Annotated in this window: 26 protein-coding genes and 1 tRNA gene; 9 read left to right on the top strand and 18 right to left on the bottom strand. The window is 67.4% G+C overall.

Annotation, left to right across the window (positions count from 1 at the left end; translation table 11 throughout):
• The first annotated feature begins 30 nt into the window (after window positions 1-30).
• The gene (locus ACZ5MJ_RS04255; protein ID WP_464222598.1) at window positions 31-1,242 is read left to right on the top strand and encodes an MFS transporter; all 1,212 of its coding nucleotides are present in this window, start codon (window positions 31-33) and stop codon (window positions 1,240-1,242) included.
• Window positions 1,239-1,382: a hypothetical protein gene (locus ACZ5MJ_RS04250; RefSeq protein WP_464223760.1), complete on the top strand. Its 144-nt coding sequence runs from the start codon at window positions 1,239-1,241 to the stop codon at window positions 1,380-1,382. The genes ACZ5MJ_RS04255 and ACZ5MJ_RS04250 overlap by 4 nt, the downstream gene beginning before the upstream one ends.
• A gap of 20 nt (window positions 1,383-1,402) precedes the next feature.
• On the opposite strand, the gene ACZ5MJ_RS04245 is transcribed toward ACZ5MJ_RS04250, so the two are convergent.
• The gene (locus ACZ5MJ_RS04245) at window positions 1,403-3,334 is read right to left on the bottom strand and encodes an ATP-binding cassette domain-containing protein (protein WP_464222597.1); all 1,932 of its coding nucleotides are present in this window, start codon (window positions 3,332-3,334) and stop codon (window positions 1,403-1,405) included.
• A gap of 341 nt (window positions 3,335-3,675) precedes the next feature.
• Window positions 3,676-4,185 (bottom strand): hypothetical protein, encoded by a 510-nt coding sequence (locus ACZ5MJ_RS04240; RefSeq protein WP_464222596.1) that lies wholly within the window; start codon window positions 4,183-4,185, stop codon window positions 3,676-3,678.
• Window positions 4,186-4,448: 263 nt separating this feature from the next.
• Here ACZ5MJ_RS04240 and ACZ5MJ_RS04235 point away from each other — a divergent pair, with 263 nt between their 5' ends.
• The 3 genes from ACZ5MJ_RS04235 to ACZ5MJ_RS04225 all read left to right on the top strand — a co-directional run bounded on the left by ACZ5MJ_RS04235 (window position 4,449) and on the right by ACZ5MJ_RS04225 (window position 5,534).
• A complete protein-coding gene (locus tag ACZ5MJ_RS04235; protein ID WP_464222595.1) occupies window positions 4,449-4,781 on the top strand; it encodes a DMT family transporter in 333 nt (110 codons plus the stop codon).
• Window positions 4,782-4,854: 73 nt separating this feature from the next.
• Window positions 4,855-5,157, top strand: coding sequence for a type II toxin-antitoxin system HigB family toxin (locus ACZ5MJ_RS04230; protein WP_464222594.1), 303 nt, complete (start codon window positions 4,855-4,857; stop codon window positions 5,155-5,157).
• A gap of 5 nt (window positions 5,158-5,162) precedes the next feature.
• Window positions 5,163-5,534, top strand: a complete 372-nt coding sequence (locus ACZ5MJ_RS04225; RefSeq protein ID WP_464222593.1) for a helix-turn-helix domain-containing protein — start codon at window positions 5,163-5,165, stop codon at window positions 5,532-5,534.
• A gap of 75 nt (window positions 5,535-5,609) precedes the next feature.
• On the opposite strand, the gene ACZ5MJ_RS04220 is transcribed toward ACZ5MJ_RS04225, so the two are convergent.
• The gene (locus tag ACZ5MJ_RS04220) at window positions 5,610-6,077 is read right to left on the bottom strand and encodes an RcnB family protein (RefSeq protein ID WP_464222592.1); all 468 of its coding nucleotides are present in this window, start codon (window positions 6,075-6,077) and stop codon (window positions 5,610-5,612) included.
• Between the two features lie 127 nt (window positions 6,078-6,204).
• The gene (locus ACZ5MJ_RS04215) at window positions 6,205-6,417 is read right to left on the bottom strand and encodes a hypothetical protein (RefSeq protein ID WP_464222591.1); all 213 of its coding nucleotides are present in this window, start codon (window positions 6,415-6,417) and stop codon (window positions 6,205-6,207) included.
• A gap of 253 nt (window positions 6,418-6,670) precedes the next feature.
• Here ACZ5MJ_RS04215 and ACZ5MJ_RS04210 point away from each other — a divergent pair, with 253 nt between their 5' ends.
• Entirely contained in the window at window positions 6,671-6,943 is a 273-nt protein-coding gene (locus ACZ5MJ_RS04210) for a hypothetical protein (protein ID WP_464222590.1), read from the top strand.
• Between the two features lie 164 nt (window positions 6,944-7,107).
• On the opposite strand, the gene ACZ5MJ_RS04205 is transcribed toward ACZ5MJ_RS04210, so the two are convergent.
• The 3 genes from ACZ5MJ_RS04205 to ACZ5MJ_RS04195 all read right to left on the bottom strand — a co-directional run bounded on the left by ACZ5MJ_RS04205 (window position 7,108) and on the right by ACZ5MJ_RS04195 (window position 7,997).
• A tRNA-Arg gene (locus tag ACZ5MJ_RS04205) sits at window positions 7,108-7,182 on the bottom strand.
• 101 nt (window positions 7,183-7,283) lie between these two features.
• Entirely contained in the window at window positions 7,284-7,472 is a 189-nt protein-coding gene (locus tag ACZ5MJ_RS04200; RefSeq protein WP_464222589.1) for a hypothetical protein, read from the bottom strand.
• Between the two features lie 33 nt (window positions 7,473-7,505).
• Window positions 7,506-7,997 (bottom strand): lecithin retinol acyltransferase family protein, encoded by a 492-nt coding sequence (locus ACZ5MJ_RS04195; protein ID WP_464222588.1) that lies wholly within the window; start codon window positions 7,995-7,997, stop codon window positions 7,506-7,508.
• Between the two features lie 466 nt (window positions 7,998-8,463).
• Between ACZ5MJ_RS04195 and ACZ5MJ_RS04190 the strand changes: the two genes are divergently transcribed.
• Together ACZ5MJ_RS04190 and ACZ5MJ_RS04185 are read left to right on the top strand one after the other, a co-directional pair.
• The gene (locus tag ACZ5MJ_RS04190; protein ID WP_464222587.1) at window positions 8,464-8,757 is read left to right on the top strand and encodes a hypothetical protein; all 294 of its coding nucleotides are present in this window, start codon (window positions 8,464-8,466) and stop codon (window positions 8,755-8,757) included.
• A gap of 67 nt (window positions 8,758-8,824) precedes the next feature.
• The gene (locus ACZ5MJ_RS04185; protein WP_464222586.1) at window positions 8,825-9,601 is read left to right on the top strand and encodes a PP2C family protein-serine/threonine phosphatase; all 777 of its coding nucleotides are present in this window, start codon (window positions 8,825-8,827) and stop codon (window positions 9,599-9,601) included.
• Between the two features lie 24 nt (window positions 9,602-9,625).
• Here ACZ5MJ_RS04185 and ACZ5MJ_RS04180 read toward each other — a convergent pair whose 3' ends face one another.
• The 10 genes from ACZ5MJ_RS04180 to ACZ5MJ_RS04135 form a co-directional block, all read right to left on the bottom strand.
• Window positions 9,626-10,942, bottom strand: coding sequence for a sigma-54 interaction domain-containing protein (locus ACZ5MJ_RS04180; protein WP_464222585.1), 1,317 nt, complete (start codon window positions 10,940-10,942; stop codon window positions 9,626-9,628).
• Window positions 10,939-14,058: an ABC transporter transmembrane domain-containing protein gene (locus tag ACZ5MJ_RS04175; protein ID WP_464222584.1), complete on the bottom strand. Its 3,120-nt coding sequence runs from the start codon at window positions 14,056-14,058 to the stop codon at window positions 10,939-10,941. Before ACZ5MJ_RS04175 ends, ACZ5MJ_RS04180 begins: the two co-directional genes overlap by 4 nt.
• Window positions 14,039-14,791: a peptidylprolyl isomerase gene (locus tag ACZ5MJ_RS04170; RefSeq protein WP_464222583.1), complete on the bottom strand. Its 753-nt coding sequence runs from the start codon at window positions 14,789-14,791 to the stop codon at window positions 14,039-14,041. Before ACZ5MJ_RS04170 ends, ACZ5MJ_RS04175 begins: the two co-directional genes overlap by 20 nt.
• A gap of 75 nt (window positions 14,792-14,866) precedes the next feature.
• Window positions 14,867-16,249: an HlyD family efflux transporter periplasmic adaptor subunit gene (locus ACZ5MJ_RS04165; RefSeq protein WP_464222582.1), complete on the bottom strand. Its 1,383-nt coding sequence runs from the start codon at window positions 16,247-16,249 to the stop codon at window positions 14,867-14,869.
• Entirely contained in the window at window positions 16,246-18,864 is a 2,619-nt protein-coding gene (locus ACZ5MJ_RS04160) for an FHA domain-containing protein (RefSeq protein WP_464222581.1), read from the bottom strand. The genes ACZ5MJ_RS04165 and ACZ5MJ_RS04160 overlap by 4 nt, the downstream gene beginning before the upstream one ends.
• Window positions 18,865-19,093: 229 nt before the next feature.
• Complete coding sequence (locus tag ACZ5MJ_RS04155; protein WP_464222579.1) at window positions 19,094-20,557, bottom strand: efflux transporter outer membrane subunit; 1,464 nt, start codon at window positions 20,555-20,557, stop codon at window positions 19,094-19,096.
• A 184-nt stretch (window positions 20,558-20,741) separates the two neighbouring features.
• On the bottom strand, window positions 20,742-21,011 hold the full coding sequence (locus tag ACZ5MJ_RS04150) for a hypothetical protein (RefSeq protein ID WP_464222578.1): 270 nt from the start codon (window positions 21,009-21,011) through the stop codon (window positions 20,742-20,744).
• A 56-nt stretch (window positions 21,012-21,067) separates the two neighbouring features.
• Window positions 21,068-21,337, bottom strand: coding sequence for a hypothetical protein (locus ACZ5MJ_RS04145; protein WP_464222577.1), 270 nt, complete (start codon window positions 21,335-21,337; stop codon window positions 21,068-21,070).
• A 998-nt stretch (window positions 21,338-22,335) separates the two neighbouring features.
• Complete coding sequence (locus ACZ5MJ_RS04140; RefSeq protein WP_464222576.1) at window positions 22,336-22,764, bottom strand: DUF4399 domain-containing protein; 429 nt, start codon at window positions 22,762-22,764, stop codon at window positions 22,336-22,338.
• 65 nt (window positions 22,765-22,829) lie between these two features.
• The gene (locus tag ACZ5MJ_RS04135) at window positions 22,830-23,255 is read right to left on the bottom strand and encodes a DUF4399 domain-containing protein (protein WP_464222575.1); all 426 of its coding nucleotides are present in this window, start codon (window positions 23,253-23,255) and stop codon (window positions 22,830-22,832) included.
• Window positions 23,256-23,548: 293 nt separating this feature from the next.
• Between ACZ5MJ_RS04135 and ACZ5MJ_RS04130 the strand changes: the two genes are divergently transcribed.
• Window positions 23,549-24,757, top strand: coding sequence for a formylglycine-generating enzyme family protein (locus ACZ5MJ_RS04130; protein ID WP_464222574.1), 1,209 nt, complete (start codon window positions 23,549-23,551; stop codon window positions 24,755-24,757).
• Window positions 24,758-24,794: 37 nt separating this feature from the next.
• On the opposite strand, the gene ACZ5MJ_RS04125 is transcribed toward ACZ5MJ_RS04130, so the two are convergent.
• Entirely contained in the window at window positions 24,795-26,858 is a 2,064-nt protein-coding gene (locus tag ACZ5MJ_RS04125; RefSeq protein WP_464222572.1) for a serine/threonine protein kinase, read from the bottom strand.
• Between the last annotated feature and the right edge of the window lie 80 nt (window positions 26,859-26,938).

Here is a 26,938-nt window from a genome sequence, read left to right as displayed (position 1 = left end):
CGGTGGGACTGCCGCACACCGAGCCCAGACATGCAGAACCGACAACTCTCCCTGACCACCGTCCTCGTGTGCGGTGGACTGCTCGTCACACTTTCCATGGGCATCCGGCACGGCTTCGGCCTGTTCAACCTGCCGATCACCCAGGCCCACGGCTGGAACCGCGAGACCTTCGCCTTCGCGCTGGCGCTGCAGAACCTGATGTGGGGCGCCAGCCAGCCCTTTGCCGGGGCGCTGGCCGACAAGTTCGGCGCGCTGCGCATCATGCTGATCGGCGTGGCGCTGTACGTGGCCGGGCTGGTGGTGATGGCGCTGGCCACCAGTGGCACCGCCTTCGCCACCGGCGCCGGCGTGATGATCGGTATTGCCCAGTCCGGCACCACCTACAGCATCGTCTACGGCGTGATCGGCCGCGTGGCCAGCCCGGAAAAACGGGTCTGGGCCATGGGCATCGCCGCGGCGGCGGGCTCGTTCGGCCAGTTCCTGATGATCCCGGTGGAACAGGGCCTGATCTCCGGCCTGGGCTGGCAGAACGCGCTCTACGTGATGGCGCTGATGGCCTGCGTGATGCTGCCGCTGGCACTGACGCTGCGCGAGCCGCGCGAGGCGGCCCACAGCGGCGGCCACCACCAGACCATCGGCCAGGCCATCCATGAGGCCTTCGGCAACCGCAACTTCCAGTTGCTGACGCTGGGCTACTTTGTGTGCGGCTTCCAGGTGGTCTTTATCGGCGTGCACCTGGCACCGTACCTGAAGGACCAGGGCCTGACCGACCCGAAGGTCGCGGTCGTGGCGCTGGCGCTGATCGGGCTGTTCAATGTGTTCGGCACCTATACCGCGGGGGCACTGGGCCAGCGCCTGCCCAAGCGCTACCTGCTGTCCGCCATCTACCTGACGCGCTCGGTGGTGATCGCCGGCTACCTGCTGCTGCCGGTGACGGTGGCCAGCACCTGGGTGTTTGCCGCGCTGATGGGTTTCATTTGGCTGTCGACCGTGCCGCTGACCAACGGCATCATCGCCCAGGTGTTCGGCGTGAAGTATCTGTCGATGCTGTCGGGCGTGGTGTTCTTCTCGCACCAGATCGGCAGCTTCCTGGGCGCCTGGCTGGGCGGCTACCTCTATGACCGCACCGGCGGCTACAGCACGGTGTGGCTGATCTCGATCGCGCTGGGCGTATTGGCCGCACTGGTGAACCTGCCGATCCGCGAGCAGGCGCTGGTGCGCGCGCAGCCGGCCGCGGCATGATGACGGCAGCCCGCGTCCGCGTGGCGAAGGCAGCCGGGCTGGCAGTGCTGGCCGGACTGCTGGCGCTTGGGTTCGTGGGCTACCTGCGGCCGGGATTTATCGTCGACCTGACCAATATGGTGCTGGCGTGGTGCGGGTGAGGCGCGCCCACGGCTGACCCTCAGGCGCCCTCGCCCTTCGACTTCGCTTCCAGCACTTCCCAGCGCTCCAGCGCCTCCAGCAGTTCCATCTCGATCTCGTCGTGCCGCGTGGCCAGCAGCGCGGCCCCGGCCGCATCGCTGACATAGAGCGACCCATCCGCCAGCTGCGCCGAGATCGTCTTCTGCTCGGTTTCCAGCGACGCAATGCGCTCCGGCAGGCCATCCAGCTCGCGCTGCTCCTTGTACGACAGCTTGACGGTCCGGTTGGCGCCGCGCGCCTCGCGCGAGTCCTTGCCGCGGGCCGGCTCCGCCGCCTTCTGCTCCGGCTTGCGCGCGGCCTGCAGCGCCGCGCTGCGGGCCGATTGCTCGACCCAGTCCGAATACCCGCCCACCGATTCGCGCCACACGCCGTCGCCCTCGGCGGCCAGGGTCGAGGTCACCACGTTGTCCAGGAAGGCGCGGTCGTGCGACACCAGGAACACGGTGCCGCCGTAGTCCTGCAACAACTCTTCCAGCAGTTCCAGCGTGTCGATATCGAGGTCGTTGGTGGGCTCGTCCAGCACCAGCACATTGGCCGGGCGCGCGAACAGGCGCGCCAGCAGCAGCCGGTTGCGCTCGCCGCCCGACAGCGACTTGACCGGCGAACGCGCGCGCTCCGGCGCGAACAGGAAGTCGCCCAGGTAGCTCATCACGTGCTTGCGCTGGCCGTTGACCTCGACCCAGTCGCTGCCCGGGCTGATGGTGTCGGCCAGCGACTTCTCCAGGTCGAGCGCGGTGCGCATCTGGTCGAAGTACGCCACCTGCAGGTTGCTGCCATTGCGCACGGTGCCGCTGTCCGGGGACAGTTCGCCCAGGATCAGCCGCAGCAGCGTGGTCTTGCCGGCGCCGTTGGGGCCGATCAGGCCGACCTTGTCGCCGCGCATGATGGTGGCGGTGAAGTCGCGCACGACCACCTTGTCGCCATAGGCCTTGCTGACATCGGTCAGCTCGGCCACGATCTTGCCGGAGCGGTCGGCCTGCGACACTTCCAGCCTGACGTTGCCCTGCACTTCCCGGCGCGCGGCGCGCTCGTTGCGCATCGCCACCAGCCGCTGGATGCGCGACACGCTGCGCGTGCGGCGCGCCTCCACGCCCTTGCGGATCCACACCTCTTCCTGCGCCAGCAGCTTGTCGAACTTGGCCTGCTCGACCTGCTCGGCGGCCAGCATCTCTTCCTTGCGCGCCTGGTAGGCGGCGAAGTTGCCCGGGAAGGACACCAGCCGGCCGCGGTCCAGTTCGATGATGCGCGTGGCCACCCGGTCCAGGAAGGCGCGGTCGTGGGTAATCAGCAGCACGCTGCCGCGGAAGCCCAGCAGCAGGTCTTCTAGCCAGCGGATCGCTTCCACGTCGAGGTGGTTGGTCGGCTCGTCCAGCAGCAGGATGTCGGGCTCGGCCACCAGCGCCTGCGCCAGCGCCACGCGCTTCTGCAGGCCGCCGGACAGTGCCTCGACGCGCGTGTGCGAATCCAGCCCCAGCCGTGCCAGCGTGGTTTCCACGCGGGTGCGCAGCTGCCAGGCGCCGGCAGCATCGAGTCCGGACTGCAGCCGGTGCAGTTCGGCCAGCGCGGCTTCGTCGTCGTGGTTCTCGGCCACGCGCTCGGCGGCGGCCTCGTAGCGCACCAGCAGGTCGTGCGCGTCGCCCATCCCTTGGGAAACAGCGTCGAACACGGTGATGTCCGGCTCGAACTGCGGCTCCTGCGGCACGTAGGCGCTGGTCACGCCGCTCTGGCGCGCGATCAGCCCGTCGTCCGGCGCCGACAGCCCCGCCACGATCTTCAGCAGCGAGGACTTGCCCGAGCCGTTGCGCCCGATCAGCCCCACGCGCTCGCCGGCCTCCAGCGAGAAGTCGGTGTGATCGAGCAGGGCCACGTGCCCGAAGGCAAGCTGGGCGTCGGTAATGGAAAACAGGGCCATGGGAGAAAGACGAGACGACGAGAGAAAGGAGGGACGGCCCCGCAGCCAGGGCTGGCGGGCACGGCAGCCCGCATTGTAGACGACCGGGCGGGGCCAGGGACGGCCCCAAAAAAGAAGGGCCCGCGCACTGCGGGCCCAAGAGTCTCTCCTCGGTGCCCTGCTCGCAAGGCACGAAGCCAGCATAACAACGGCCCTATGTCCCCTCCAGTCGGACAAGTCCGTAAGGGAAAGCCCCGTGAACGACGGTCGCCGGACCATGGCCCGGCGCCGCGGGGACAAGCCTGCTGGCCTGCCACGTGCCGCGCCCGCTCGCGGCCTGATTGCAGGCTGGGAGCAGCGCGCTACAGCAACAGGAAAGCCAGGTCAGACAGGCCGATCTCATTCGGCTGCACGCCTTTGCGGCGCTGGAACAGGATGTGCTGGAGCACGCGGTCCCGGTGCTCGGCGAAGGTATCCGGGTCCAGCCGCAGCGCCACGCGCCCGTAGTGCTCGGCCATCAGCCGATAGACCCGATGCCGCACCACCAGCATCTCGTTCTCGGCATGCAGCCGGCTCATGGCGCTGGCGTGCTCGTCTTCCAGCTGGCGCATGCCCACCACCACCCGGGCGTGCATGCCCCGATACCGGTCGGTCTCCGCGTGCGCCTTGCGCAGCTCCTCGCGCAGCGAGCGCACTTCGTGCATCAGCTTCAGGTTGTGCTGGACACCGCGCTGGATGCGCGCGGCCTCTTCCAGCGCATGATCCGCCGCCGCAATGGTGTCCTGCCATGGATTCGCATCCGGCGCGAAGTCCGCGTCCGCCGACGCAGATGACGTCGAGACGACGGCGTCGTCGATCCCAGTGTGATGCATGCTGCTCCCCTTACCCCGTACCCGCCGCCGGCATCGTCAGGTTCGTGCCGGCTTGGTCGGGCGAACTACCGCGACTGTCTTGTATGACTGTCTTGTCGCGCGGGCCGGCATGCGCCCGCTTCTCTTCGTCTTTATGGCCACATTCAATCCCCCATTGCCGCTTTTCACAACCACCTCAAGGGAGGGGCACGGCTTCGGCGCAACATGCGGGAGCGCTAAGATGCCGGCTTCGGCCCGTTTCGGCCCCCCTCTTCTGCACCTCCATGAACGGATACCTGCTCCTCGCCCTCGCCATCGTCGCCGAGGTCATCGCCACCAGCAGCCTGAAAGCCTCGCAGGGCTTTACCCGGCTGGTGCCCAGCGTGCTGGTGGTCACCGGCTATGTCGCTGCCTTCTACCTGCTGATGCTGGTGATGCGCACCGTGCCGGTCGGCATCGCCTATGCGATCTGGAGCGGTGCAGGAATCGTGCTGGTGTCGCTGATCGCCGTGGTGCTGTACCGGCAGGTTCCGGACCTGGCGGCGTGCGTTGGGATTGGTCTGATTATTGCCGGCGTGGCCGTCCTCCAGCTGTTTTCGAAAACCAGCGCGCACTGATCGTGGGTATGCTCGGCGATGGATCACACTCACCACCCTTGCCGCAGTCCCATTTTGGGACTACCATCCCCACATGCGAATCATAGCGAAGAGGTCTTTGCTGGAATTCAGCAAGTTCCACCCCGATGCCAGACAACCGTTGCTTGCCTGGCATGAAGAAGCCCGTTGCGCGGCCTGGGCCGCGCCCAGGGACATCAAGGCGCGCTACGCCAGTGCCAGCCTTGTTGGCCACAACCGCGTGGTCTTCAATATCGGCGGGAACAAGTACCGGCTCATCGTCGCTGTCGCATACCAGTTGGGCGTCGTCTATGTGAAGTTCATCGGCACCCATCTCGACTATGACCGCATTGATGCCGCCACCGTGGAAACGGAGTGATCACCATGGATATCCGCCCCCTGCACACCGAAGCCGACTACAAGGAAGCGCTGGCCGCGGTCTCCGCCCTGGTCGACGCCGACCCTGCTCCCGATACGCCTGACGGCGACAAGCTCGAAATCCTTGCCATGCTGGTGGAGCAATATGAAGCCGGGCACTTCCCGCTGGACTTGCCCGACCCCCTGGCCGCCATCCGGTTTCGCATGGAGCAGGAAGGCCTGACGCCGCGCGACATGCAGCCCTACCTGGGTAACCTGAACCGGGTCTACGAAGTGCTGAACGGCAAGCGCGCGTTGAGCCTCGCCATGATCCGGCGGCTCACCCGCGAACTGAAGATCCCGGCGCAAGTGCTGATCGCCGAGCGTACCGGCACTTGAGCCTGCGCAGCGGCAGCCGGCCATCTCTGCCCCGCCAGGCCTCGTGCCGGCGGGGCTTTTCTTTTGTGCCGCTACCTAGCGTCCGATCACCACCTGGAAGACCACGCCGGTCGGGACGGCGACCAGGAAGTATTCCCCGCCGACCCCCACCCACTGGTATCCGCGCGGCGGAGGCGACAGCCGATAGGCGCGCCAGTCATCGATCACGTACTGACGGTGACGGTATTCCGGCGGGATCCGTTCACCCTTTTCCCAATGGCCAGGGCCCGGGCGGTCGGCGCGACGGTCAGGACCGTACCCGCCCTCCATCCGCTCCCTGCCCCGGTCGCCTTCCCAGCCTCTGTCACCGTGCCGGTCGCGGTCACCGTCCCGGCCGCGGTCGTAGTAGCCGCGCGAGTTATCGTGATTCTGACCCTGGTCGTGCCCCATGGAGGGCCTTCCGCGGTCATCGCCGCCAGGCCCCCTGTCCTGGGCATAGGCCGCAAGCGAAGTGGCAGTGCACGCCGCCAGCACCAGGCTGGCAAACATCTTGATCTTCCGCATCTTGATCTCCAGAAGCCCATTTGATTGAGGGCCCTGCTGTTCAGTCTATTCTGGGCGCCGGAGCGCACGAGTAACGAAATCGTAATGCGTAAGCATCACATGGCCCCGCGCACCCGCCAGCGAGGCGCTAGTAGCGCTGCCCGCCCTGCCACCGGTCCCTGTCGCCACCGTAGTCCCGGTGGTCGCCCCGGTCGCGGTCGCCGTGATCCCGGTCGTGGTCCCCTCGGCCGTCTCCGCCGTAGTACCCGCCACCGCCCCGGTGCCCATCTCCATAGGGCGCCACAATGCAGCCGCTGAGCAATGCGATGGAAGCGGCAAGCAGCACAAGCATGGGCTTCATCAGGCTCTCCTGTTCAACCTTCGTCCTTTTCAGGATATGTATTGGATTGACGCACAGATGTAGGACATGGGTTCTTCCACAACTGGGATTTCTCCTACAACGCGCGCTGGACAGGCAATGGCCTCGGCGGATTACAAGTTCTTACAGTGCCCAGGGTACAAAGCGCCCTATCCTGCAGCCTGGCAGGGCCAAACGGGCGCAGGGCCCGCGAACGCCTGACGATGCCAGCACATACCGAATAAAGGAGGATCCCATGAGCAAGACCCGCTTACTTTCCCTGATCGCGATCGCCATCCTGGCGACAGGCTCGATGTCCGCTTTTGCGCAGCGTGGCGGTGGCGGCGGCGGTGCGGGCGGAGCCAGGGGCGATTTCGGTGGCCGCTCGGACAGCCACATCAGCAGCCAGGGACTGCGTAACACCAACGGCCCGGACGCGGCAGACCGCGACAAGGGGCGTGCGCGCGCGGGGGACAGGGCCGAGTTGCATACCCGGCATGGCAAACACCATGCGCACAGCAAACATTGATCGTTCGCCCGACTCGCGAGGATTTACGCCACAGGCGTAAATCCGGCGAGAAATATATCGAGCACAGCGGGGTTTTCGGGTGACCGAAAAGGGCGTGAAGTTCCCGGCAAGCCTTATGCTGCGGGACTTTGCGACGAAATGAAGGGATGCGGGGAAAGAGGGGCTGGTCCCGCCGACAGGAATCGAACCTGTATCTAGCGCTTAGGAGGCGCTCGTTCTATCCATTGAACTACGGCGAGGGACAGGACTGCCAGGATCGGCTACCGCGGGCGCGGTGATCCAGGAGACGGGCCGGAGTATATCAAAATCCGCACCCGACCGGCCCGTTGGCGGTAGCGGATCAGTCCCGGCGCCCTCGCCCGGTGTTGCGCCCGGATGACGGCAGGCGTGCCGGCTGGCCGGCGTGGCGCAGGGCCCGGCGCGCCGGGCGGTGGCGGCCGCGGGCGCAACTGGCGGCGGTGGCACAACTGCGGTGGCAGGCTTGTCCGCGCAGGTTGCAGCGCAGTTCCCAGTCGATCAGTCCGGACATGGCAGGCTCCTTGATTCGGTTGCGGTCGCGCGCTCAGGCGAGACGCGCGCTCAGGTTCAGGCCGCCCAGTTCCGCCTGCAGCACCGCGGCCAGCAGCAGCCAGACGGTTTGCAGCGCGGCGCGCGGGTGGCGCAGGCAGGTTTCCACCTGCTCGCTGCGGCTTTCGCCGGACAGGCACCATGAGCAGAAGTGCTCGCAGTTGTTGGTCAGCAGGTGGTAGGCGTTCTCGCCCAGGCGGGAGCGGGCGCGTTCGACGGCTTGCCGGCCGCTGAAACGCGCGCGGGGTTCCGGCTTGACGGCGATGCCGAAGCCGGCGGCGAAGGCCTCGACGGTGGTCTCCTCGACCGGGGCGGCTTGCAGGGCGCGGGCGAAGCCAGCGTAGTGGATGACGCGGCCGGCGCCGATATAGATGCCATGGTGGGCGTAGCCGTGGCGTTCGGTGACCAGGTGCGCGCCGAGGGGCAGCGGGTCGGCGAAATGATCGTCGCTGCCGGTTTCGCGTTCTTGTTGGTTCTGGATGTTCATGGCTGGTCTCGGTGTGTCGGGTGGCTGCAGGCATTGCTGCTTCATGCCAGCCCAACCGCATCAACCATGCCAAAGCCAGCGTGCCACGGCGGCACAGGGGCTCCCGGGAAATCCGAGGGTTTTCGCGGGCATCAACTGTCGGCTGCCAGCCAACCGTGCGGCGGCCATTCTGTTGGCTGACGGCCACCATTCGCGGCGTGCCGCGGGGCCTCGGCAGCCCGACGAGCAGGCTCGCGCCGTGGCGACGCGCTGGTGGGTGTTGCCCGACACTGGCTGGTCAGGGTGTCGGGCAGCCGCCAACGCGGCTGGCCCGCAGGCGGGCAGCGCATCGTCCCCGCCTCACCCGGGAAGCCGCGCCAAGGCTTGGATTCGAGGCATCCCCTCACCCCGCACACCCCGGTGGCACGCGCCTTGCTCACTCCCGGTACCACCCCCGGCGCCCCGCCGCTTCCACCGGAGACCGATCATGGCCACCCTTGCAATCAACGACCTCGCCAGCTGCCGCGAACTTGCTGCCGCCGCCATGGCCCGCGTGCGCGGCGCCGGCGGACAGTGGGTGTTCGGGTGGATCCGTCCATTCGTGCCGGCGTCGCCGTCGCCGCTCGGGTCGGTGATCAACTTTTACGAGATCACCAACAACTTCTATGCTGATCAGATGAACAACCAGTTCCAGAACATCGATATCCGCAACAACGCGCCAAACGCCAATATCAATGTGCGTGGCGACCAGGGCGCAAGGAACGACGGCCGGCTGATCTGATGCGGATCTGAACGCCAGTGCCGCCGTGGCAACGCCCCGGCGCTTCCGGGGCGGACCGGAGAGAAGATTGGGTTTCGACTCGCATTTCCAGTGGACCTCGGCGGCGTGCACGGACGTCGGGCGTGTGCGCGAGCGCAATGAGGACGCTTGCCTGGACCTGCCCGGCCAGGACCTGTGGGCGGTGGCCGACGGCATGGGCGGCCATGCCGTGGGGGACTTCGCCAGCCAGGCCGTGGTGCAGGCGCTGGCCGCGCTGCCGCCACAGGCCCGGCTGGAAGACCGTGTCGAGGCCACGCGCGCGGCGCTGCAGGGCGTGAACCTGGCGCTGGTCGACGAAGCCGCGCGCCTGGGCGTACGCTGCATCGGCAGTACCGTGGTGGTGCTGCTGGCCGGGGACCGTCGCTGCGCCTGCCTGTGGGCCGGGGACAGCCGCCTGTACCGGCTGCGCGGCGGCCAGCTGGCCCGCCTCACGCGCGACCACAACCAGGTCGAGCGCCTGCTGGCACGCGGGCTGATCACCCCGGAGCAGGCGCGCCACCATCCCGCGCAGAACACCATCACGCGCGCCGTCGGCGCAGCCCCGACGCTGGCGCCGGAGCAGTTGCTCACCGACGTGGCCGACGGCGACGTCTACCTGCTGTGCAGCGATGGCCTGAGCAACGAGGTCGACGATGGCGATATCGCGGCGGTGCTGGCGCAGCAGGACGTTGCGCAGGCCGCGCTGACCCTGGTGCAGATGGCGCTCGACGCGGGCGGGCGCGACAACGTGTCGGTCGTGGTGCTCCGCGCGGCCGATCCCTATGGTTCGGACAAGACGCTGGTCAATCCGGAGCTGGACGCCTGAAGCGCTGCCGGCTGCGTGAACGCCCTACCCCTTGCCGCCTTCGGCCTGCCGGCTGGCGCGGAAGTCCTTTGAGTGGATGCCGTGCTTCTTCAGCAGCATCTGCAGGTGCGAGCGGTTCATGTCGAAGCGCCGCGCCAGTTCGGCGACGGTGCCGCCGACCTCCTGCAAGCCCCGTTCGAGGAAGGCGCGCTCGGCCTCGTCGCTGGCGGCACGCTTGGCTTCGCTCAGTGAGGTCGCCATGGTGATGTCCACCGCCGCCGTGCCCGCGCCGACCACCGCCAGCGCGGCGGGTTTCGGCCGGATGTCCTGCGGCAGGTGGGCCAGGTCGGCGGTGTCGCCGGCCAGGCAGCTCAGCCGGTACAGCAGGTTGCGCAGTTCGCGGATATTGCCCGGGTAGTCGTAGTGCAGCAGGAAGTCGCGCAGCCGCGGCGTCAGCCTGACCGGCGCGCGCTTGAGCATGCCCGCGGCCTCGTCGCTGAAGTACGCCACCAGCAGCGGGATCTCGTCGCGCCGCTCGCGCAGTGACGGCAGGCTGACGTGGATCACGCTGAGGCGGTAGAACAAGTCCTCGCGGAAGGTGCCGGCCTGGCTCATCCGGCGCAGGTCCTTGTTGGTCGCCGCGACGATGCGCGTATCGACCGAGATGATTTCATCCGAGCCCACGCGCTGGATCTCGTGCGCCTCCAGCACGCGCAGCAGCTTGACCTGCCCCGTCAGCGGCAGCTCGCCGATCTCGTCCAGGAAGATGGTGCCGGTATGCGCGCTCTCGAACTTGCCGCGCCGGTCGTTGCTGGCGCCGGTGAACGCGCCTTTCTTGTGGCCGAACAGTTCGGATTCGAGCAGGCTGTCGGGGATGGCGCCGCAGTTGACCGAGATGAACGGCTTGTCCGTGCGCGAGCCATTGGCATGGATCACCTTGGCCATCAGCTCCTTGCCGGTGCCGCTCTCGCCGTCGATCAGCACCGGCAGGTCGGTCGGCGCCGCCTTCTCGGCGATCTCCAGCGCTTCCAGCAGCTTGGGATTGTCGCCAAAGGTCCCTTCGAAGATAAAGCTGCGCTCCATCAGCGCCTGCCGGCGCTCGCGCGGCATGCGCTCGACTTCCGGCTGCGGCGGCGCGGCCTCGGCCGACGCCGCCTGCACGAAGCGCTCCTTGTGCGACAGGCCCATCACTTCGTCGCGCAGCGTAGTGGCTTGCTTGAGCAGCTTCTCGATCTCCGGCCGGTCAAGCCGCGACGACCAGCGCAGCGTGGAGCGCAGGATCTCGATCTTCTCGATCAGGCCGGCGAACGACACCGGCGAGGTGACCGAGGCGGGGGTGGCACCCTGGTTATATAGCTTCATGCCGCGCTCAGTTGCTTCTGCACCAGTTGGAAATACATGCCCTTGCGCTCGATCAGCTCTTCATGCCGGCCCTGCTCGACGATGGCGCCCTCATACAGCACCAGGATCTTGTCGGCCTGCATGATGGTGCTGAGCCGGTGCGCGATGATGACCGCGGTGCGCCCGCGCAGGATCTCCTGCATATTGGCCAGGATGTTGCTCTCCGACTGCGTGTCGAGCGCCGAGGTGGCCTCGTCGAACACCAGCAGGCGCGGGTCGTGGTACAGCGCGCGGGCGATGCACAGGCGCTGGATCTGCCCGCCCGAGAGCCCGATGCCGCGCTCGCCCACCACCTGCTCGTAGCCCAGCGGCAGCTTGCTGATAAAGGGATGGGCGTCGGCCATGCGCGCCACCTCCTCGATGCGGCGCCGGTCCGGACTGTCGTCGCCGCACGCGATGTTCTCGGCGATGGTGCCCGAGAACAACAGGTTGGACTGCATCACGTAGCCCACCTGCGCGCGGTAGAAGGCCGCGTCGATCACGTTCAGGTCGTAGCCGTCCACCGTCATGGTGCCCTCGGTGGGCTTGTAGAAGCCCACCAGCAGCTTGGCCAGCGTGGTCTTGCCCGAGCCGCTGCGCCCGACGATGGCCACCATCTCGCCCGGGCGGATGGCGAAGCTGATGTTCTCCAGTACGTAGGGCGCGTCTTCGCCGCCGTAGCGGAAGTACAGGTCCTTCATCACGATCTCGCCCTGCAGGTCGGGCAGCATCACGCGCGACAGCACGTCCTGCGGCTTCTGCTCCGGTTCCAGGTCGAGCACGTCGCCCAGGCGCTCCATCGCCACGCCGGCGTCGTTGAGCTGGCCCCACAACGCCACCAGCCCCATCAGCGGCGCCAGCACGCTGCCCATGAAAGCATTGAAGGCAATGAGCTGGCCGATGGTCAGCTCGCGCTCCAGCACCAGCGTCGCGCCCACCCACAGCACCGCGATGGTGGTCGCGGCATTGAGCAGCTGGCTTGCCAGCCCGACCAGGATATGGAAGGCCTGCGCCTTGTACTGCGCCTCCAGCGCCTTGGTGTACTTGCGCTCCCAGCGCAGCCGCACCGGACGTTCGATGCCCATGCCCTTGACGGTCTCGGCACCGCCCAGCGTCTCCATCAGGTAGGCCTTGGCATCGGTCGAGGCGGCGAACACTTCGCGTGCATAGGTCTTGACCTTGGGGGTCACCACCACCGTCAGTGCCGCGATCGGGATCACGAAGGCGATCAGCAGCAGCGTCAGCTTGACGTTGTAGAGAAACATGATGGTGAAGTAGATAAACACCATCAGCAGGTTCAGCGCCGTGGTCACCGTCGACTCGGTCAGGAAGGCGCGGATGGTCTGGTTCTCCTGGAAGCGCGCAAAGATGTCCCCCGTCTTGCGCTTGGCAAAGAACGACAGCGGCAACGACAGCGTGTGCTTGAAGAAATGCGACATCATGGCGAAGTCCATGTTGCGCACCATGAAGTTGGCAAGATACGCGCGGATCGTCGCCATCAGCTGCGAGAACACGTTGGAGATGATCAGCCCCACAATCAGCAGGTGCAGCAGCCCCACGTTCTGGTGCACCACCACGCCGTCCAGGATGTTCTGGATGATCAGCGGCGGCACCACCCCCAGCATCTGGATCACGAAGGTGGCCAGGAACAGGTGCGCCAGGATCTTCTTGTATGGGGCGAGATAGCCGATAAAGCGCAGCCAGGGCGAGCGCGACACCGACAGCTGGGCCATGCTCTCGCCCGGCGAGAACAGCAGGCAGGTGCCGCTCCAGCCGCGCTCGAACTCCTCGGCGCTCATCTTGCGGAAGCCGATGGCCGGGTCGGCCACCCATACCCAGCGCGAGGAAATTCCGTACACCACGACGTAGTGGTAGCCCTCCCAGTGCACGATGAAGGGCAGCTCGAAACCCATCAGCGAATCGCGCGTGCACTGCACCCCGCGCGTGGTGAAGCCGAGCGATTCCCCCGCGCGCGCCAGGCTGTCGAGCGTGGCGCCCTGGGTGGTCACATTGGCCAGCTCGCGCAGCTTGCCCAGCGTCATCGGGATGCCGTAGTGCCGGCAGATCATCGCCAGGCAGGCCGCGCCGCAATCCATCTCCTCGGCCTGCTCCACCAGCGCGAAGCGGCGGATCAGCTTCTCGCCCAGCTCCGGTTTCGAATGCAGGTCCAGCAGCACCGGGCGCTTGCGCCGTTCGGCCAGCTTCTTCTGCCGATGCAGTTCGCGGTCCAGCACGCGGATGCGCTCTTCCAGCACCTCGCGCAGGCGCGGGTTGCGCTCCAGGATCAGCTGCACGGTCTTCTCGGGGATCACCAGCAGGCGCACGTCGGTTTCGGCAATCGCCGAAGCCAGCTGCTCCTGGCGCATCACGCAGGCACGCTCGCCGAAAATATCGCCCTGTCCCAGCGTGGCCAGCGGGAACTCGCTGCCTTCTTCGCTGCGCACGATGCTCACCGTGCCCTGGCGCACCACGTACAGGCGCCGGTCCTCGCGCCCGTCCTGCTTCAGGATCTCCTTGCCGGCCGCCACGCGCTTGACGCCGACGCTGCGCACCGCGTCTTCCAGCTCCTGCTTGTCGAGCTTGCCGCGCAAATCGAAGAGCCGCGCGACAAAGCCACCGGCCGAGCTGATCGCGACGTAGCTGGTGATAAAGGCCAGCGCGGCAGGGTTGCCCGCCACCACGGGCTCGCTCACGCTGCGCGGGATCATCAGCAGCTCGGTCTTGCCCGAGGCCCGCACCGACGACTCATGCCGGTAGTCGCGCAGCAGCGCGATATCGGCAAAGACCTCGCCGGTCTTGCGCACGCCCATGCTGATTTCCTTGCCGTGCTCCTCGTTGAACACGCGCACCGAGCCGGACCTGACGATAAACAGGCCCGGTGCCGCTTCGCCGGCATTGCACACGGTATCGCCAAAGCCGAAGGTCAGCACCTGCGCGGCGTTGGCCAGGCGCGCCAGCTCCTCCGGCGCCAGCACCGACAGGATCTCGACCGAAGCCAGGAAAGCGGCCAGCGACTGGCCTGCCTCCGGCTTCTGCGCGGCAGCCGCGGCGGCGCCCTCGCCGGCCCCGCCGGACTCGCTAGCGGGCTTCGATGACATGTTCCTGCGCCCTGGCCATCAGCCAGTCCTCGCGCAGCAGGCGGCGCACTTCCACCGCCACGTCGCTGTCGAGCGTGGCCGGGTGCTTGTCGCGCACCAGGAAGACCTCGAAGAACGAGCGGTCGGCCGCCGGGAACGGCCCCAGCAGGTCGCCGGGTTCGGCGTTGAAGACCTTGGCCTCGATATCGGTCTTTAGCGAGCCGCGCAGCACCTTGCCGATCTCGCCGCCGCGCTCGCGCGTGTCGGCGATGGAATGCTCGCGCGCCATCTCGGCAAAGGCCTCGGGATCGTCCTGCAGGTACGAGATCAGTTCCTTGGCCTTGCCCTCGCTGTCGACCACGATATGGCTGACCTCGATGCTGTCGAAGCGCGGCGAGTTGAGCGCAAAGTATTCCTGCACCGCGGCCTCGCTGCATACCTGCTCCATCATCCGCTCCTGGTACAGGCTGTCGGTGATAAAGGCCTCGAACTCGTCCAGGCTGACGTTCAGCGCATCCAGGTAGTGGTTCATGTCGGCGGCACGGTGCAGGCCCTGCACGCGGCGGAACTGGTCGGCGCGCTCCTGGATCTCCTCGGGCGTAACCACCAGGCCCTGCCGCTTTGCCGCGTGCACGGTCAGCTTGTCGCGCACCATCTGCTCGACCAGCCCTTCGAACTGCCCGGTCAGCTTGAGCATGCGCACGAACTCCTCGACGCCAAGCACCTCGTCGTCGATACGCACAATGCCAGTCATTTTCTCGGCTCCTTTGACGCCCGGCGCGGTTGCGCAGCCAGGCTGTCCAGACGTGCTGCCCAAGTCTTCCCCGCGCTAGCCGGCCACTTCGCGGAAGGGGTCCAGCCCCAGGTCGATCAGGCGGCGTTCGCGCACCACGATCTCCGCCGTGGCGGTCATGCCATAGCGCAGCGGATACTTGTTGTTAGCCACGGCGTAGTAGTCGCGTGCCAGCCGCACGCGGCCCTCGTAGACCGGCTGCTTGTCGGGCCCGCCCGGCTTGGTCGCGGGCGAGATGAACTCCAGCGTGCCGTCGATGATCCCGTAGCGCTGGTACGGGAAGGCATTGAACTTGAGCTTGACCGGCAGGCCTTCGCGCAGGAACGCGCGGTCGCGCTCGGCAATCACGATCTTCACCACCGGGCGCGCATCCTTGGGGGCGATGCCGCCCAGTGGCGTATTGGCCTGCACCTTGTCGCCGCGCTGGGTCGAGGTGACGTCGGTGATCACGCCCGACACCGGCGCCAGGATCAGCAGGAAGTTGTCCTTGTCGATATTCTCGAAGCGGATGCGCGCCGCAGCGTCCGCCACCAGGCGCGCGGTCTGCACCTGCAGGCGCAGCTTGTCCTCGGTGTTGGCGATCTCGCGCAGCGCCGCGTCGTACTGCACGCGCAGCCCGGCCAGGTCCTGGCCGCTGCTTTCAAGCTCGGAACTGGCCTGGGTGAGCTCGCGGCCCAGGCGCGCATCCAGTTCGGACAGCCGCGACTGCGCCACGCGCAGGTTGTTCTCGGCGTCCTGCGCTGCGGCGCGCTTGGCGTCGACCTGCGACTGCGACACCCCGCCGCCCCCGGGCAGCGCCAGCAGGCGTACATAGCGGTCCTGCTCCTGGCGCGCGAACTCGCGCGCGCGGCGGGCGTTCTCGAGGTTGCTGCGCGCTTCCTGCAACTGGGCGCGCTGCTGTTCGGCAAGCCGCGTGGTGCCTTCGGCGATGCGGGTCTCGTGCTGGCGCGTAGCCACGTCGATCTGCTGCTTGAGCGCCGCCGCGCGGCGTTCCATCAGCGCCTTCTTGTCAGGGAACTGCTTCCACTCGCGCTCGGAGTCTTCCAGCTTGAGCTGCGCCTCCAGCGCATTGGCCGCGGCCTCGATCGCGCCGCGCGCATTCAGGCGTGCCAGCACGTCGTCCTTGGACACGGGTTGCCCTTCGGCTACGTAGAGGTCGGCGAGCTCGCCGTCCACCGGGGCATAGAAGCGCCGCACCTCGGATTCCGGCGCGAGCGTGCCCTGCGCCGTGACGATGACATCGGCATGCCCGACGAACGACCACACCAGCCCGCACAGCACCAGCGCGAACGTGGTGACGATGGTCAGCAGGCCCAGGCGCGAGGGCTCGGCGCTGAGCAGGCCGATGCCTTCGGCACCGTGGTCTTCCAGCGCCTCCGAAAGCGGCTTGAGGCCGCCCTGGCGTGCATCGTCCTTCATGGCTGCCCCGCTTGTGGTGGCGCCGCGGCTGGTGCGGCTGCTGTGGCTGGCTCCGGTGCCTTGCCGGTGTCCTCGCCGCCGATCAGCTCCAGCTTGGTCTTGAGCACGGCGGGATCGAGCACGGTGCGCAGTTCGCGCAGCGCGTGCCGCTGCTGGTCGGCTTCGGCGCGGATGTCTTCCTCGACCTTGGCCAGCTGCGCGAGGTCGGCGCTTTCCCCCGCACGCAGCTGCGTGAAGATGCGCATGCCCTGGCGCGCATCGTCCTGTGCCTGCGACAACAGCCGTGCCTGCGCGCGGAACTTGGGCGAGATGCCTGCCTCGAGCCGCAGCTCGCCGCCGATCACGCCGTTGCTGCGGTATTGCTTCCACGCCGCGACGGCGCTTGCCATCAGTTCGCGCGCGCGCCGCAGGGCGCTGTCGCGCACGCCGTTGACATCGGCCTCGACGGCCTTGGCGAAATAGCGGTCCTCATCGGCATCGAGCATGGCGTAGAAGCCCAGCAGCCGGTCTTCGTAGCCTTTGGTGCCGCGCGCCGCCTGCAGCTCCGCGTACTGCGCGACCACCCTCTGCTTGTGCGCCAGGTCGCGCGCCAGGTCGTCGGCCCACGGGCCGCCGCGGATCTGCCTGAGGCCCGCGATCGCCGTGGTGCTGTCGCCCTGCTGCCACGCCGTGGCGGCCCTTGCATACTGGCTTGCCATCTCCGGCGGCGGCAGGCGCGCCGCCAGGCTGGCGAACTGTGCCTGGAACGGCGGCGTGGCAAAGCGGCTGTCGGCCAGCCGCGCCACCAGCGGCCCGGGCCGGCGCGCACGCAGCGCCTGCATCAGCGCAGTGTAGCGGTCCAGGTCCGACTGCACGCGGTCCAGCCCAGCCAGGCGCGGATATTTCTCGCGATATTCGGCAATCACCGGCGGCAAGGCCTCCGGGCGGTCCCGGCCTAGTTCGGCAGTGATGGTGGCATTGAGCCGGTCGACCGCCGCCAGGTAGACCGAGGCGTCGTTCTGCAGCCGGCGCACTTCGCTGAGCGCATCGGCATAGAGGTCACGGAAGGCCGGCACCTCGCCCGCGATGCGCCCAAGCGCGCGCTGGTGCGCGGTGGTGTCGTCGTTCCAGTACGCCAGCAGGTGCCGGATCGGCGCCTCGTCGGTATAGAGGCGGACCGGCGCATCGGCGCCGCGCTGCGCGGTGAAGCGTTCGAGCCTGCCGATCCAGTCGAGCTCGGCCACCAGCGGCCGCGCATCGGCATTGTGCGTGCTCAGCTTGCGCATCTGCGCCAGCGCGGCATCCGCACCGGTGACATCGCCAGACTTCAGCCTGGCGGCGAAGTCGGGCACATAAGCCTGCAGCAATGCCCCGGTGCCGATGCCCTGGACCTGGGTATTGTCGGGATGGCGCGCCAGGTAGCTGTCGGCGGCCTGCGCGGCACCCGCGTGGTCGCCGGCGGCGAACCGTGCCTGCACCTCGCGCTCCGGCGCGCCACGCCAGTAGACCACCGCGCCCGCCAGGACCGCGAGCAGCAGCAAGGCGCCACCCCATCGGCCCGCGCGCCGCGTGCGCGCCGGATCGTCCAGGCCGAGCAGCCTGGCCCCCTCCGCCAGCAGCAGCGCGGCACGGCCGCGCTTGCGCCGCCCCTGCGCGCCTTCGTGCGCTGCCGTGGCCGCGGCGGCCAGGGCCTCGGCGTCGGCGTTGACCTCGTCATCCTGATGCGCGGCGTAATCGACGCAGAAGATGTCGAGGAACGAATCGGGCGCGCCGACAAAGGTGGTGCGGTCGTCCTCGTCGCGCGCGGGTGCCGCCGGGGACGCGGGCGGCGCGTCCGGCGCCGAGACGGGCGGCAGCATCGAATGCGTCGCCGTGACCTCGCCATCGCCGGTGCGCTGGAGCTGCGCCTTGTAGACAAAGTGGTTGCCGCCAAAGGCGATCAGGTCGCCGTCGTCCAGCGGCACGCCGTGGTCCGCCAGGCGCTTGCCGTTGACGAAGGTGCCATTGGTGCTGCCCAGGTCTTCCACGAAAGGCACGCCGGCCTTGAGGTACACATGCGCGTGGCGCCGCGACAGGTAGTTGACCTGGTGCGGATAACTGTCGCGATAGCGCGCGAAGGCATCGTCGGCCTTGCTGATCAGGTATGGGAACTGATCCACGTGCAGCGGCTGCAGCCCGACGTCATTGCGCTCCGGCACCAGCGCCAGCGCCACCCGCGGCGGCTCGGGCTGCGGCGCGCGCGGCGACAGCCGGACCCGGAACGACAGGGCCGGCCCGAAGGCCACCTCATCGCCATCGCTGAGCTGCGCCGGCTGGCGCGCCACCGCCGCGCCGTTCACGCGCGTGCCGTTCTTGCTGCCGAGGTCCGCCACGTAGACCGCGCCATGCTCGGCGAAGATGCGCGCATGGCGGCGCGACAGCGGCGCGGCCAGGTCTTCCGGATAGGCGGCGAACGGCAACTCGCTGCGGCCGACGGCGAACAGGTCTTCGTCGATGCGGATCTCGCCCAGCTCGGGGCGCGCCACGGGCGTCAGGAACACATCGAATTCCTGAGCCAGATCCTGAGAGAACTCCCGAGTGAATCCCTGGGCCATTTTCACCGGCATTTCCATGATCAGTGCTTCGTCAGGAGCCATGTTTCCAGCGAGCCAACAGCGCGGCTGCCGCGCCGGCAGGCCAGGGGGGAGAAGCGACTAAGAACATAGTAGGCGACGGCTTAGGCTAGTCAATCGGCCGCGGGGACGCGCGGTTGGCACGGTAGCGGCACATGCGGCGGGGCAAGTGGCCAGGGGGTGCAGACGGTTTGCGCAACACGTTGCATACGCCGGCATCACCTGCACACCGGCGCAGCACCGTGGGCTGCACTTATCGCGGTGGATTCAAGGCCGTGTTGCGCACATCCGCATCGGGCCAGCCGCCGCCAAGCGCCTTGTACAGCGTGACGGTATCGGCCAGGATCTGTTGGTGGACCGCCAACAATTGCAGCTGCGCGGCCAGCAGCGAGCGCTCGGTCTCGAACACCTCCAGTTGCGAGACCACGCCCTCCTTCAGTTGCGCCTCGATCTGCGCGGACACGACGCGCAGCTGCTCCACCTGCTGCTGCAGCTCGATGCGCTGCTTCTTGTGCGCGTCGACGTTGACCAGTGCGGTCTCCACTTCTTCGAACGCGGTCATCACGGTACGGCCATATTCGTTTTCCGCCACGCCCACCTGCGCCTCGGTGGTCTTCACGCGCGCACGCACGCTCGGGTCCAGCATCGGCAGGTTGATGCTGGGCATGAAGCCGAAGGTGAAGGACTTGAGCAGGTCGCTCAGCGCAAAGCTGGCGGTGCCGCCGCGCGCGGTCAGGCTGATGGAGGGCAGTTGCGCCAGGCGCGCCTGGCCGACGATGTTGTAGGCCGCCAGCACGCGGTACTCAGCCGCCACCACATCGGGTCGGCGCGCCAGCAGCTGCGAGGGCAGCCCGGCCGGCACCGCGGGCGGCTGCACACGGTCCTGCAGGCGCCCTGGCGGCACCTTGAGATTGCCGGCAGGCACGCCGACCAGCGTGCCCAGCGCGTTCTCCGCCACATCGCGCGAACGGCGCAGTTCCAGCAGGTCCTTGTTCAGGCGGTTGATTTCCGCCTGCTGCTGCATCACGCGGATCTTGGGCACGAGGCCGTTCTGGTACATGGCCTGGTAGGTCGACAGAATCTGCCCGTTCTTCGCCACGGTGCGCGTCTGCTGCTCGATCTGCTCGTCGAACTGCAGGATCTGGAAGTAAGTGGTCGATACATTGGACACCAGCGTCAGGTAGCCGGCACGCCAGTCGGCCTCGGTGGCACGGAACTCCGCGGCCTGCGCCTGCACGCCCTTCTCCACCTTGCCCCAGATATCGATGTCCCAGCTCAACTGGGTGCCGGCGTTATACGTCCACGTCGACTTCTGCCCGGTGCTCTTATCGAAGCTTGCGCCGGCAGCGACATCGATCACCGGCAGCCCACCGGCACGCGCCTCGCCGATCTGCGCGTTGGCCACGCGGATGCGCGCCGCCAGCACCTTGATGTCGTAGTTGCCGGCAAGCGCCTGGTCGATCAGCTTGTTCAGGTAGGGATCCTTGAATCCCACCCACCAGTTTGGCTGCACCGTTTCCGCCGGCGATACCGTGATCGAATCCTGGCGCGACCATTCCGACTTGGCCGGCGTTTCCGGGCGCTTGTACACCGGCGGCCGGAAGTCGGCGCAGGCTGCCAACAGCGCCGCGCAAGCCGCCAGCGCGGTCAGCCAGGCAGCGCGGCGCGGCGCGGGGGTTGACGCAGCCCCGGTCGAGGCAGTGATGGATTCAGGCACGATGTCTTCCTGCGTGCGACGGCGGCGGGCGGGATGCGCTGGAGATACCCCAAGGCATGCCGGGGCCGCGAAGTCTGTCTGTATTGTGGTGCGCGCCGGCGCGCGCTCCAACCCCGATATGCAAGGGGTCAACAAAAGCGCCGCGGGGACGCCCCCGCGGCGCAGCGCCATCTCAACAACCTTCTCAACGATAAATGTTGTTGCTGGCGTTCTGGTTGGTATCCACATGCGAATTGACATGGTCGAGGAAGGCCGAGCCATTGCCATTCAGATTGGTCACGGACTGCAATTGCGCGATGTCCTGCTTGGCGGTGATGCTGCCGTCGAACGCGAGCTTGATCGGCGCATACACAGCGGCAAAGGGCAGGTAGGCCAGGCCGCCGCGCACAGCGTGCATGCGCTTGCTGTCGAGGGTTTCAGTGGCGGACAGGTCCTTGATGGTCAGCGTGGTCATGATGGTCTCCGGTATCGGTAGTCAGTGCTTGGGTTCAGTCAGCCGGGCGCGAGGGCTCAGCCGTAGATGTTGTTGGAGGCGTTCTGGTTGGTGTGCACGTCGGACTTGACGTGGTCCAGGAAGGCCGAGCCGTTGCCGTTCATGTTGGTGACGGTCTGCATCTGCGCGATGTCCTGCGTGGCGGTGATGCTCTTGTCGAACGACAGGCTCAGTGGCCGGAACACCGGCATGAACGGCAACAGGGCGTAGCCGCCGCGCACGGCGAGCATGCCCTTGCGGTCCAGGGTGTCGATGGTGGTCAGGTCGGTGATGGTCAGCGTGGTCATGGTGGTCTCCTGGTAGAGGAAGGTGTTGCCTTGGGTTGGGTTTCGAGCATCGGGTTGGTGTCGCGCTCGGGATGGACAATCGCAGGGAGCGTGCCAGCAGGGGTGCCTTGACCGGGGGGATTGCGGAAGTGCCTGAAAATATGGGGGTTTTTCTTTTCAGGTCGGGATTTGGGTTGGGGGGTGATGGGGTTGGTGTGCGGCGTGGTGGTGGGGAGGGGCCAACGGATTTTTGTGGTGGTGTTGGTTGGGGGGCGACAGGGGGGTTGATTTCGATGCTGTCGTAGGTTTTACGGCCTGGTTCCGCCCTGCTGGGCGGGTCACTTTTTGTCCGAGCGACAAAAAGTAACCAAAAAACGCGTCGCCTCTGGCGGCTGGCCACCAATTCCTCGGAGGGGGTGGTTCCAGCGGCGGTGGTTTCCGTTCGATGGGGTAGGTGGTTCGACCCTGCTACGCTCCCGGGATGTGCCTTGCGTCCTGGGACTATTGGACGAACCCGACTTTAGGCTGTTGGCAGCCTTCTAACCAGGTTATCGGTAGGACGCCTACGGCTGCGCTGCGCGCACTCAGTATCGTAGGTCGGGGGCTCGGGCACGGAGTGCGTCGCTGCGCTCGCACGGCGCTATCGCGAATGATGCCGGGCCAAAGAAAAAAAATCAGGGCGTGGCCGCTAGTTCTGCCACGTTAGGACATGCGCGTAGCGCAGCCGAAGGCGTCCGACCGACGCCGTGATTAGGAGGCTGCCAATAGCCTAAAGTCGGGTTCGTCCAATAGTCCGTTGATGTGGGCACAGACAGGGTGCGTAGCAGGGTCGAACCACCAACCCCACCGAACGGAAATCACCACCGCCCGAACCACCCACGCCGTGGAATTGGTGGCCAGCCGCCTGAGGCGACGCGTTTTTGGTTACTTTTGTCGCTCGGACAAAAGTGACCCGCCCTTCAGGGCGGAACCGGGCAGTCGAACAACTACCAGATAGATGCAGCAGGAAAGCCCCCCCTTCACTTCACATAAATCGTAATCTTCTTCGAATAAACCGGCGGGTTAGTAGGAATATGCTTGTCATCCCCCATCAGCAATTGCAACGTGTGCTTCCCAGGCGGCAACTCAACCATCGTCTCCGTCTCCCCCGCCCCGAAATGCAGATGATTCCGATCGTTGGGGATTTCCTTGTCCAATGGCGGCAGATCGACGTCGATCAACAGGTGATGGTGCCCGGTATTCGGAAACTTCACATCCTTGGGCGCCACCCCCATATTCCGCAACCCGAACCACACCTTGAACGGCTTGCCCGCGGGCAAGGTCTGCCCGTTATTGGGCCAGCCGATATAGAGATAGGCATTCGGCGGCGCCGGCGTCGAACCACCCTGCACCGCCGCGGACAGCAGCAGGCTGGCGGCAAACACAGCCGCGGCAAGTAGTCTGGACATGACGCTCTCCCCCTGTTTCCTGATCGGCCTCGGTCGGCATGCGCGGCAGCGCACGCACTGCACCGCTATTTCACCGTGACCGTGATCTTCTTCGAATAGATCGGCGGCTCGAACGGCACATGCTTGGCATCGCCTACCAGCAGCTGCAACGTGTGCTTGCCAGGCGGCAGCTCAACGCGCGCGTCGGTCTCGCCCGCGCCAAAGTGCAGGTGGTTCTTGTCCGAAGGGATTTCCTTGTCCAGCGGCGGCAGTTCGGTGTCGATCAGCAGGTGGTGGTGCCCGCAGCGCGGCGATTCGACGCCCTTGGGGCAGACGCCCATATTGCGCAGGCCCATGCGCACCCAGAACTTGCCGCCGCTGATGACGGCGCCGTCGGACGGCCAGATGATGTAGGCCTCGGCATTGGGCGGGGCCGCCGTCGACAATGACAGCGAGGGAGCCGCGGCCAGCGTTGCGGCGGCCAGCAGGCTGAACAGAAATCGTCTGGACATACGCGGCGCCTCCCGGAGATCTGTCCGAAACCCGATCACGTTGTCCCGAAAGCCCGTTCTTGTTGCTTGTTGGCCAGCGCTCGGCGATTCGTCATTCAGGTTAGGACGCAAGCCCGGAAAAAGCGACCCCGGCGTGCCGCGGCGCCAAGGGAATGCTCCGCCGGAGACACAAGTGCTGTGCTATCTTGAAGCAAGCCGGTCGACGTCTCGGCAACACCACAATGCGCCCCCACGCATAGGCTGGCACGTACCAGCATGCGGCGGGATCGCGGCGGCTCCAGCGAGGTGTGAAGATGTGGCGCAATCTACCAGTCGTACGCGTGGCCGCGGTGAGCGCAATGGCCACAATGACCGCGATCCTCGCCGCCGCGCCGTTGCCCGCGCAGGCCGCCGCCGATGCGCCGCGCACGGAGCCGCTGCTGCTCGCCGGCATCATGCCCAAGAACACGGACGAGCAGTACGAACTGACCTTCTGGGAATCGATCAAGAACAGCAACTACGCCGCGGACTATGAGGCCTACCTGAAGCAGTATCCCAACGGGCGCTTCGCGGTGCTGGCCAGGGCGCGCCTGGAACGGCTGGCGGCGAGCGCGTCCGCACCCAAGGCGCAAGCCCCCTCGCCACCGCCACGCTCCCCCACCTCCGCCGGCGGCCAGGTCTCGCGCCCGCCTGCTCCGCCTGCTCCCGCCGCACCCGCCACCGCGGCGCGCCCTGCGGCGCCACCGGCAGCAGCATCGCCGCGCCCGGGCGTGGCCGCGGGCGGCGCGGTCAGCAGCACGCCGCACAACGGCGAGATCCGCGATTGCCCGGCCTGCCCGGTGCTGATTTCCCTGCCGGCCGGCAGCTTCACCATGGGCAGCAGCACCAGCGATCCCGCCGAGAAGCCTCCGCATCACGTCACCATCGGCCAGCCCTTTGCCATCGGCCGCTATGAGGTCACGGTCGAACAATGGAATGCCTGCGCCGACGCCGGCGGCTGCCAGCGCATTGCCACCGTTGCCGAAAGCCCGAAGAGCGCGCCGGTGCGCGATGTCAGCTGGGATGATGCGCAGCAGTATGTGGCCTGGCTCAGCAAGACCACCGGCAAGAGCTACCGGCTGCCGACCGAGGCGGAATGGGAATACGCGGCGCGCGGCGGCACTGCCAGCGCCTACTGGTGGGGCGACCAGATGCGCAAGGGCAATGCCAACTGCAAGGACTGCGGCGAGCCCTGGAACCCCGACGCGCCGGCCACGGTCGGCTCGTTCGCGGCCAACCCGTATGGCCTGTACGACGTCAATGGCAGCGTGTGGGAATGGGTTGCCGATTGCTGGCACAGCTCGTACAAGGGCGCACCGGCCGACGGGCGCGCGTGGAACGAGAACGGCTGCGGCGCGCGCGTGATCCGCGGCGGCTCCTGGCGCGAAGGGGCGAGCTACATGGTTTCGTCGACGCGCTTCAAGTACAGCGCCAGCGTGCGGCAATCGCAGAACGGCTTTCGCGTGGCGCGCGACATGAAGTAGCGGCCGGCGGGATTGGCCGGCCAGAGCCGAACCGCTGTCAGCGCGCGCGCGTGGAAATCTGCACCAGGTCTGCGCTGATGCGGTCCTGGCCGTAGGTGCGCGCCATCTGCGCGAGCGGCTTTTCCAGCGCCCGCAGGTAGTCCTGCCGCGACTCGGCCTCGGCGCGGCGCCCCGCGAACAGCGGCGCCGGCGTGGTCAGCAGTACCACCACCTCGGTGCCGAAGGGCGCGGAGATCACCCAGTCGCCACTGTCGCCAATCGTGGCGCTGTATCCGGGCGGCGCCTGGTTGGCCGGTATGTGCGTGCTCGGCACCATATGCGCCACCTTGCCGTCGGCCGCGAAGTAATCGACGTAGACAAAGGAGTCCTTTGCCGGCGTGTGCAGGTCCAGCACCATTGGCGAGCCCTCGGTCAGCTGCGTGCCCTGGCCGCGCAGGCGCAGTGACGAGGCCGTCCCGCCCTGCCGGTTGCCCGACCAGTACGGCGCGATCATCGTGGCCACGTCGCACTTGTCGGCGGCCAGCGGCTGGGTGTCCACCGCCATGCTCTTCAGCGCCTTGGCGCCCGGCAGGCCGTTGAGCTGTTCGCGCAGGCGCGCGGCGCCCACGCTCTCGGCCAGGAAACCGCGCACGTGCAGCGCCTGGCCCTGCCGCGTAGCGGTGAGCAGCGAGCAAGGCACGGCGGCCAGCAGCTTGTCGACCTCGGCCATCGACAACTCCGCCGGACGGGCTGCCGGTGCGGGCGTCGGCGCGGCTGGCGTCGCAGGCGCCGGCGCTGCCGGGATGACAGGCGCTTCGGCGCGGGAGTCGGTGGCCGGGGCCTGGGCCTGGCGCTGCGAATGCCAGGCGTAGTAGCCGAGCCCCGCCACGCCCGCGAGCACGGCCAGCACGCCGCCCGCCATGCGCGGGTCGGGGCGGCGCATAGGCGCGGCCGGCACGGCACTCATGCCCTGCAGGAAGCACGCGACCGTCGGCGTGCGCGTCTCGCGGTCGAGCGAGAGCGCCTCGCGCAGGGTCTTCCATTGCGTGCGGCTCAACTGCGGCGGCTGCACCGGCTTGAGCGCGGCATCGCGCGCCTGGTTGGCCGAGAGCCGCTGGTAGGGATGCTTGCCGGTCAGCAGTTCGTAGCTCACGCAGGCCAGCGCGTAGATGTCGTCGCGCGGGTCGGGCTCGCGGTGCTCGAACATCTCCGGGCTGGCATAGGCGGGGGTCATGCCGCCCAGCGAGCCGGGATCAAACACAGTGCGGTCGGATTCGTCGGCCGGCGGCAGGAAGCCGCGCGCAATGCCGAAGTCGATCACCTTGACCTCGCCGTTGTCGGTCAGGAAGACATTGGCGGGCTTGAAGTCGCAGTGCACGAAGCCGCGCTCGTGCGCGTACGCCAGCGCGTTGCCCATGCCGTTGATGATCGGCATCGCGCGCGCCATCGGCATGCCGGCAAAGCCCGGGGCCTTGAGCACATGGTTGAGCGACGAGCCCGACAGGTATTCCATGGTCAGGAAGACCACCGGTCCGTCGCGGTCGAAGTCATAAACCGTGACGATGTTCCGGTGCGCCAGCGTCTGCGCCTTGCGCGCCTCGCGCTGCAGCGCCATCAGCGACTTGGGGTGTCCGCTGAACTGCAGGTTCAGCACCTTGATGGCGATATACGGCTTGCGGTCCGAGGCCTCCAGCTTGCGCAGGTCAAGCGCCTTGTAGACCGTGCCCATGCCCCCGACGCCCAGGCATTCCTCCAGCACGAAGCGGCCGTTGAGCGTATCGCCCACGCCCTTGGTGTGCGCCGACTGCGGCAGCGTGCCCGGCTCGGGCGTGGCCACATACATCGAGCCGGTTTCGGTGCCGGCCAGGCGCGTGGCTTCGGTGGTGCCCTCGTACTGGGTGGCGCCGCGGCGCTCGATGCGCCGCATGACTTCGGCGTAGACCGCGGGCGGGAACGGAAAGCGCGTGTTTTCCTCGATGACCACGCGCGCGGCCTGGCTGGGCGTGGTGGGGTCCTGCGCCAGGGCGGTTTCGAACGACGCAACAAACTCGTCGTCGGAGAGACCACCGTTCTGGAACTTGCGGATCAGGTCTTTGAGACTGGCCACGGGATGCCCCGACATGGTTGCTGGCAGGGCTTGGTCCCACCGTGCGGATATGCCCTGCCTTCGATGGATACTAGTGCGCACCCATGGCATGCGCA

This window comes from Cupriavidus sp. LA-1, from assembly GCF_055385985.1.
The sequence above is the reverse complement of the archived record's forward strand: the minus strand, read 5'-3'. Positions and strand labels throughout refer to the sequence as shown.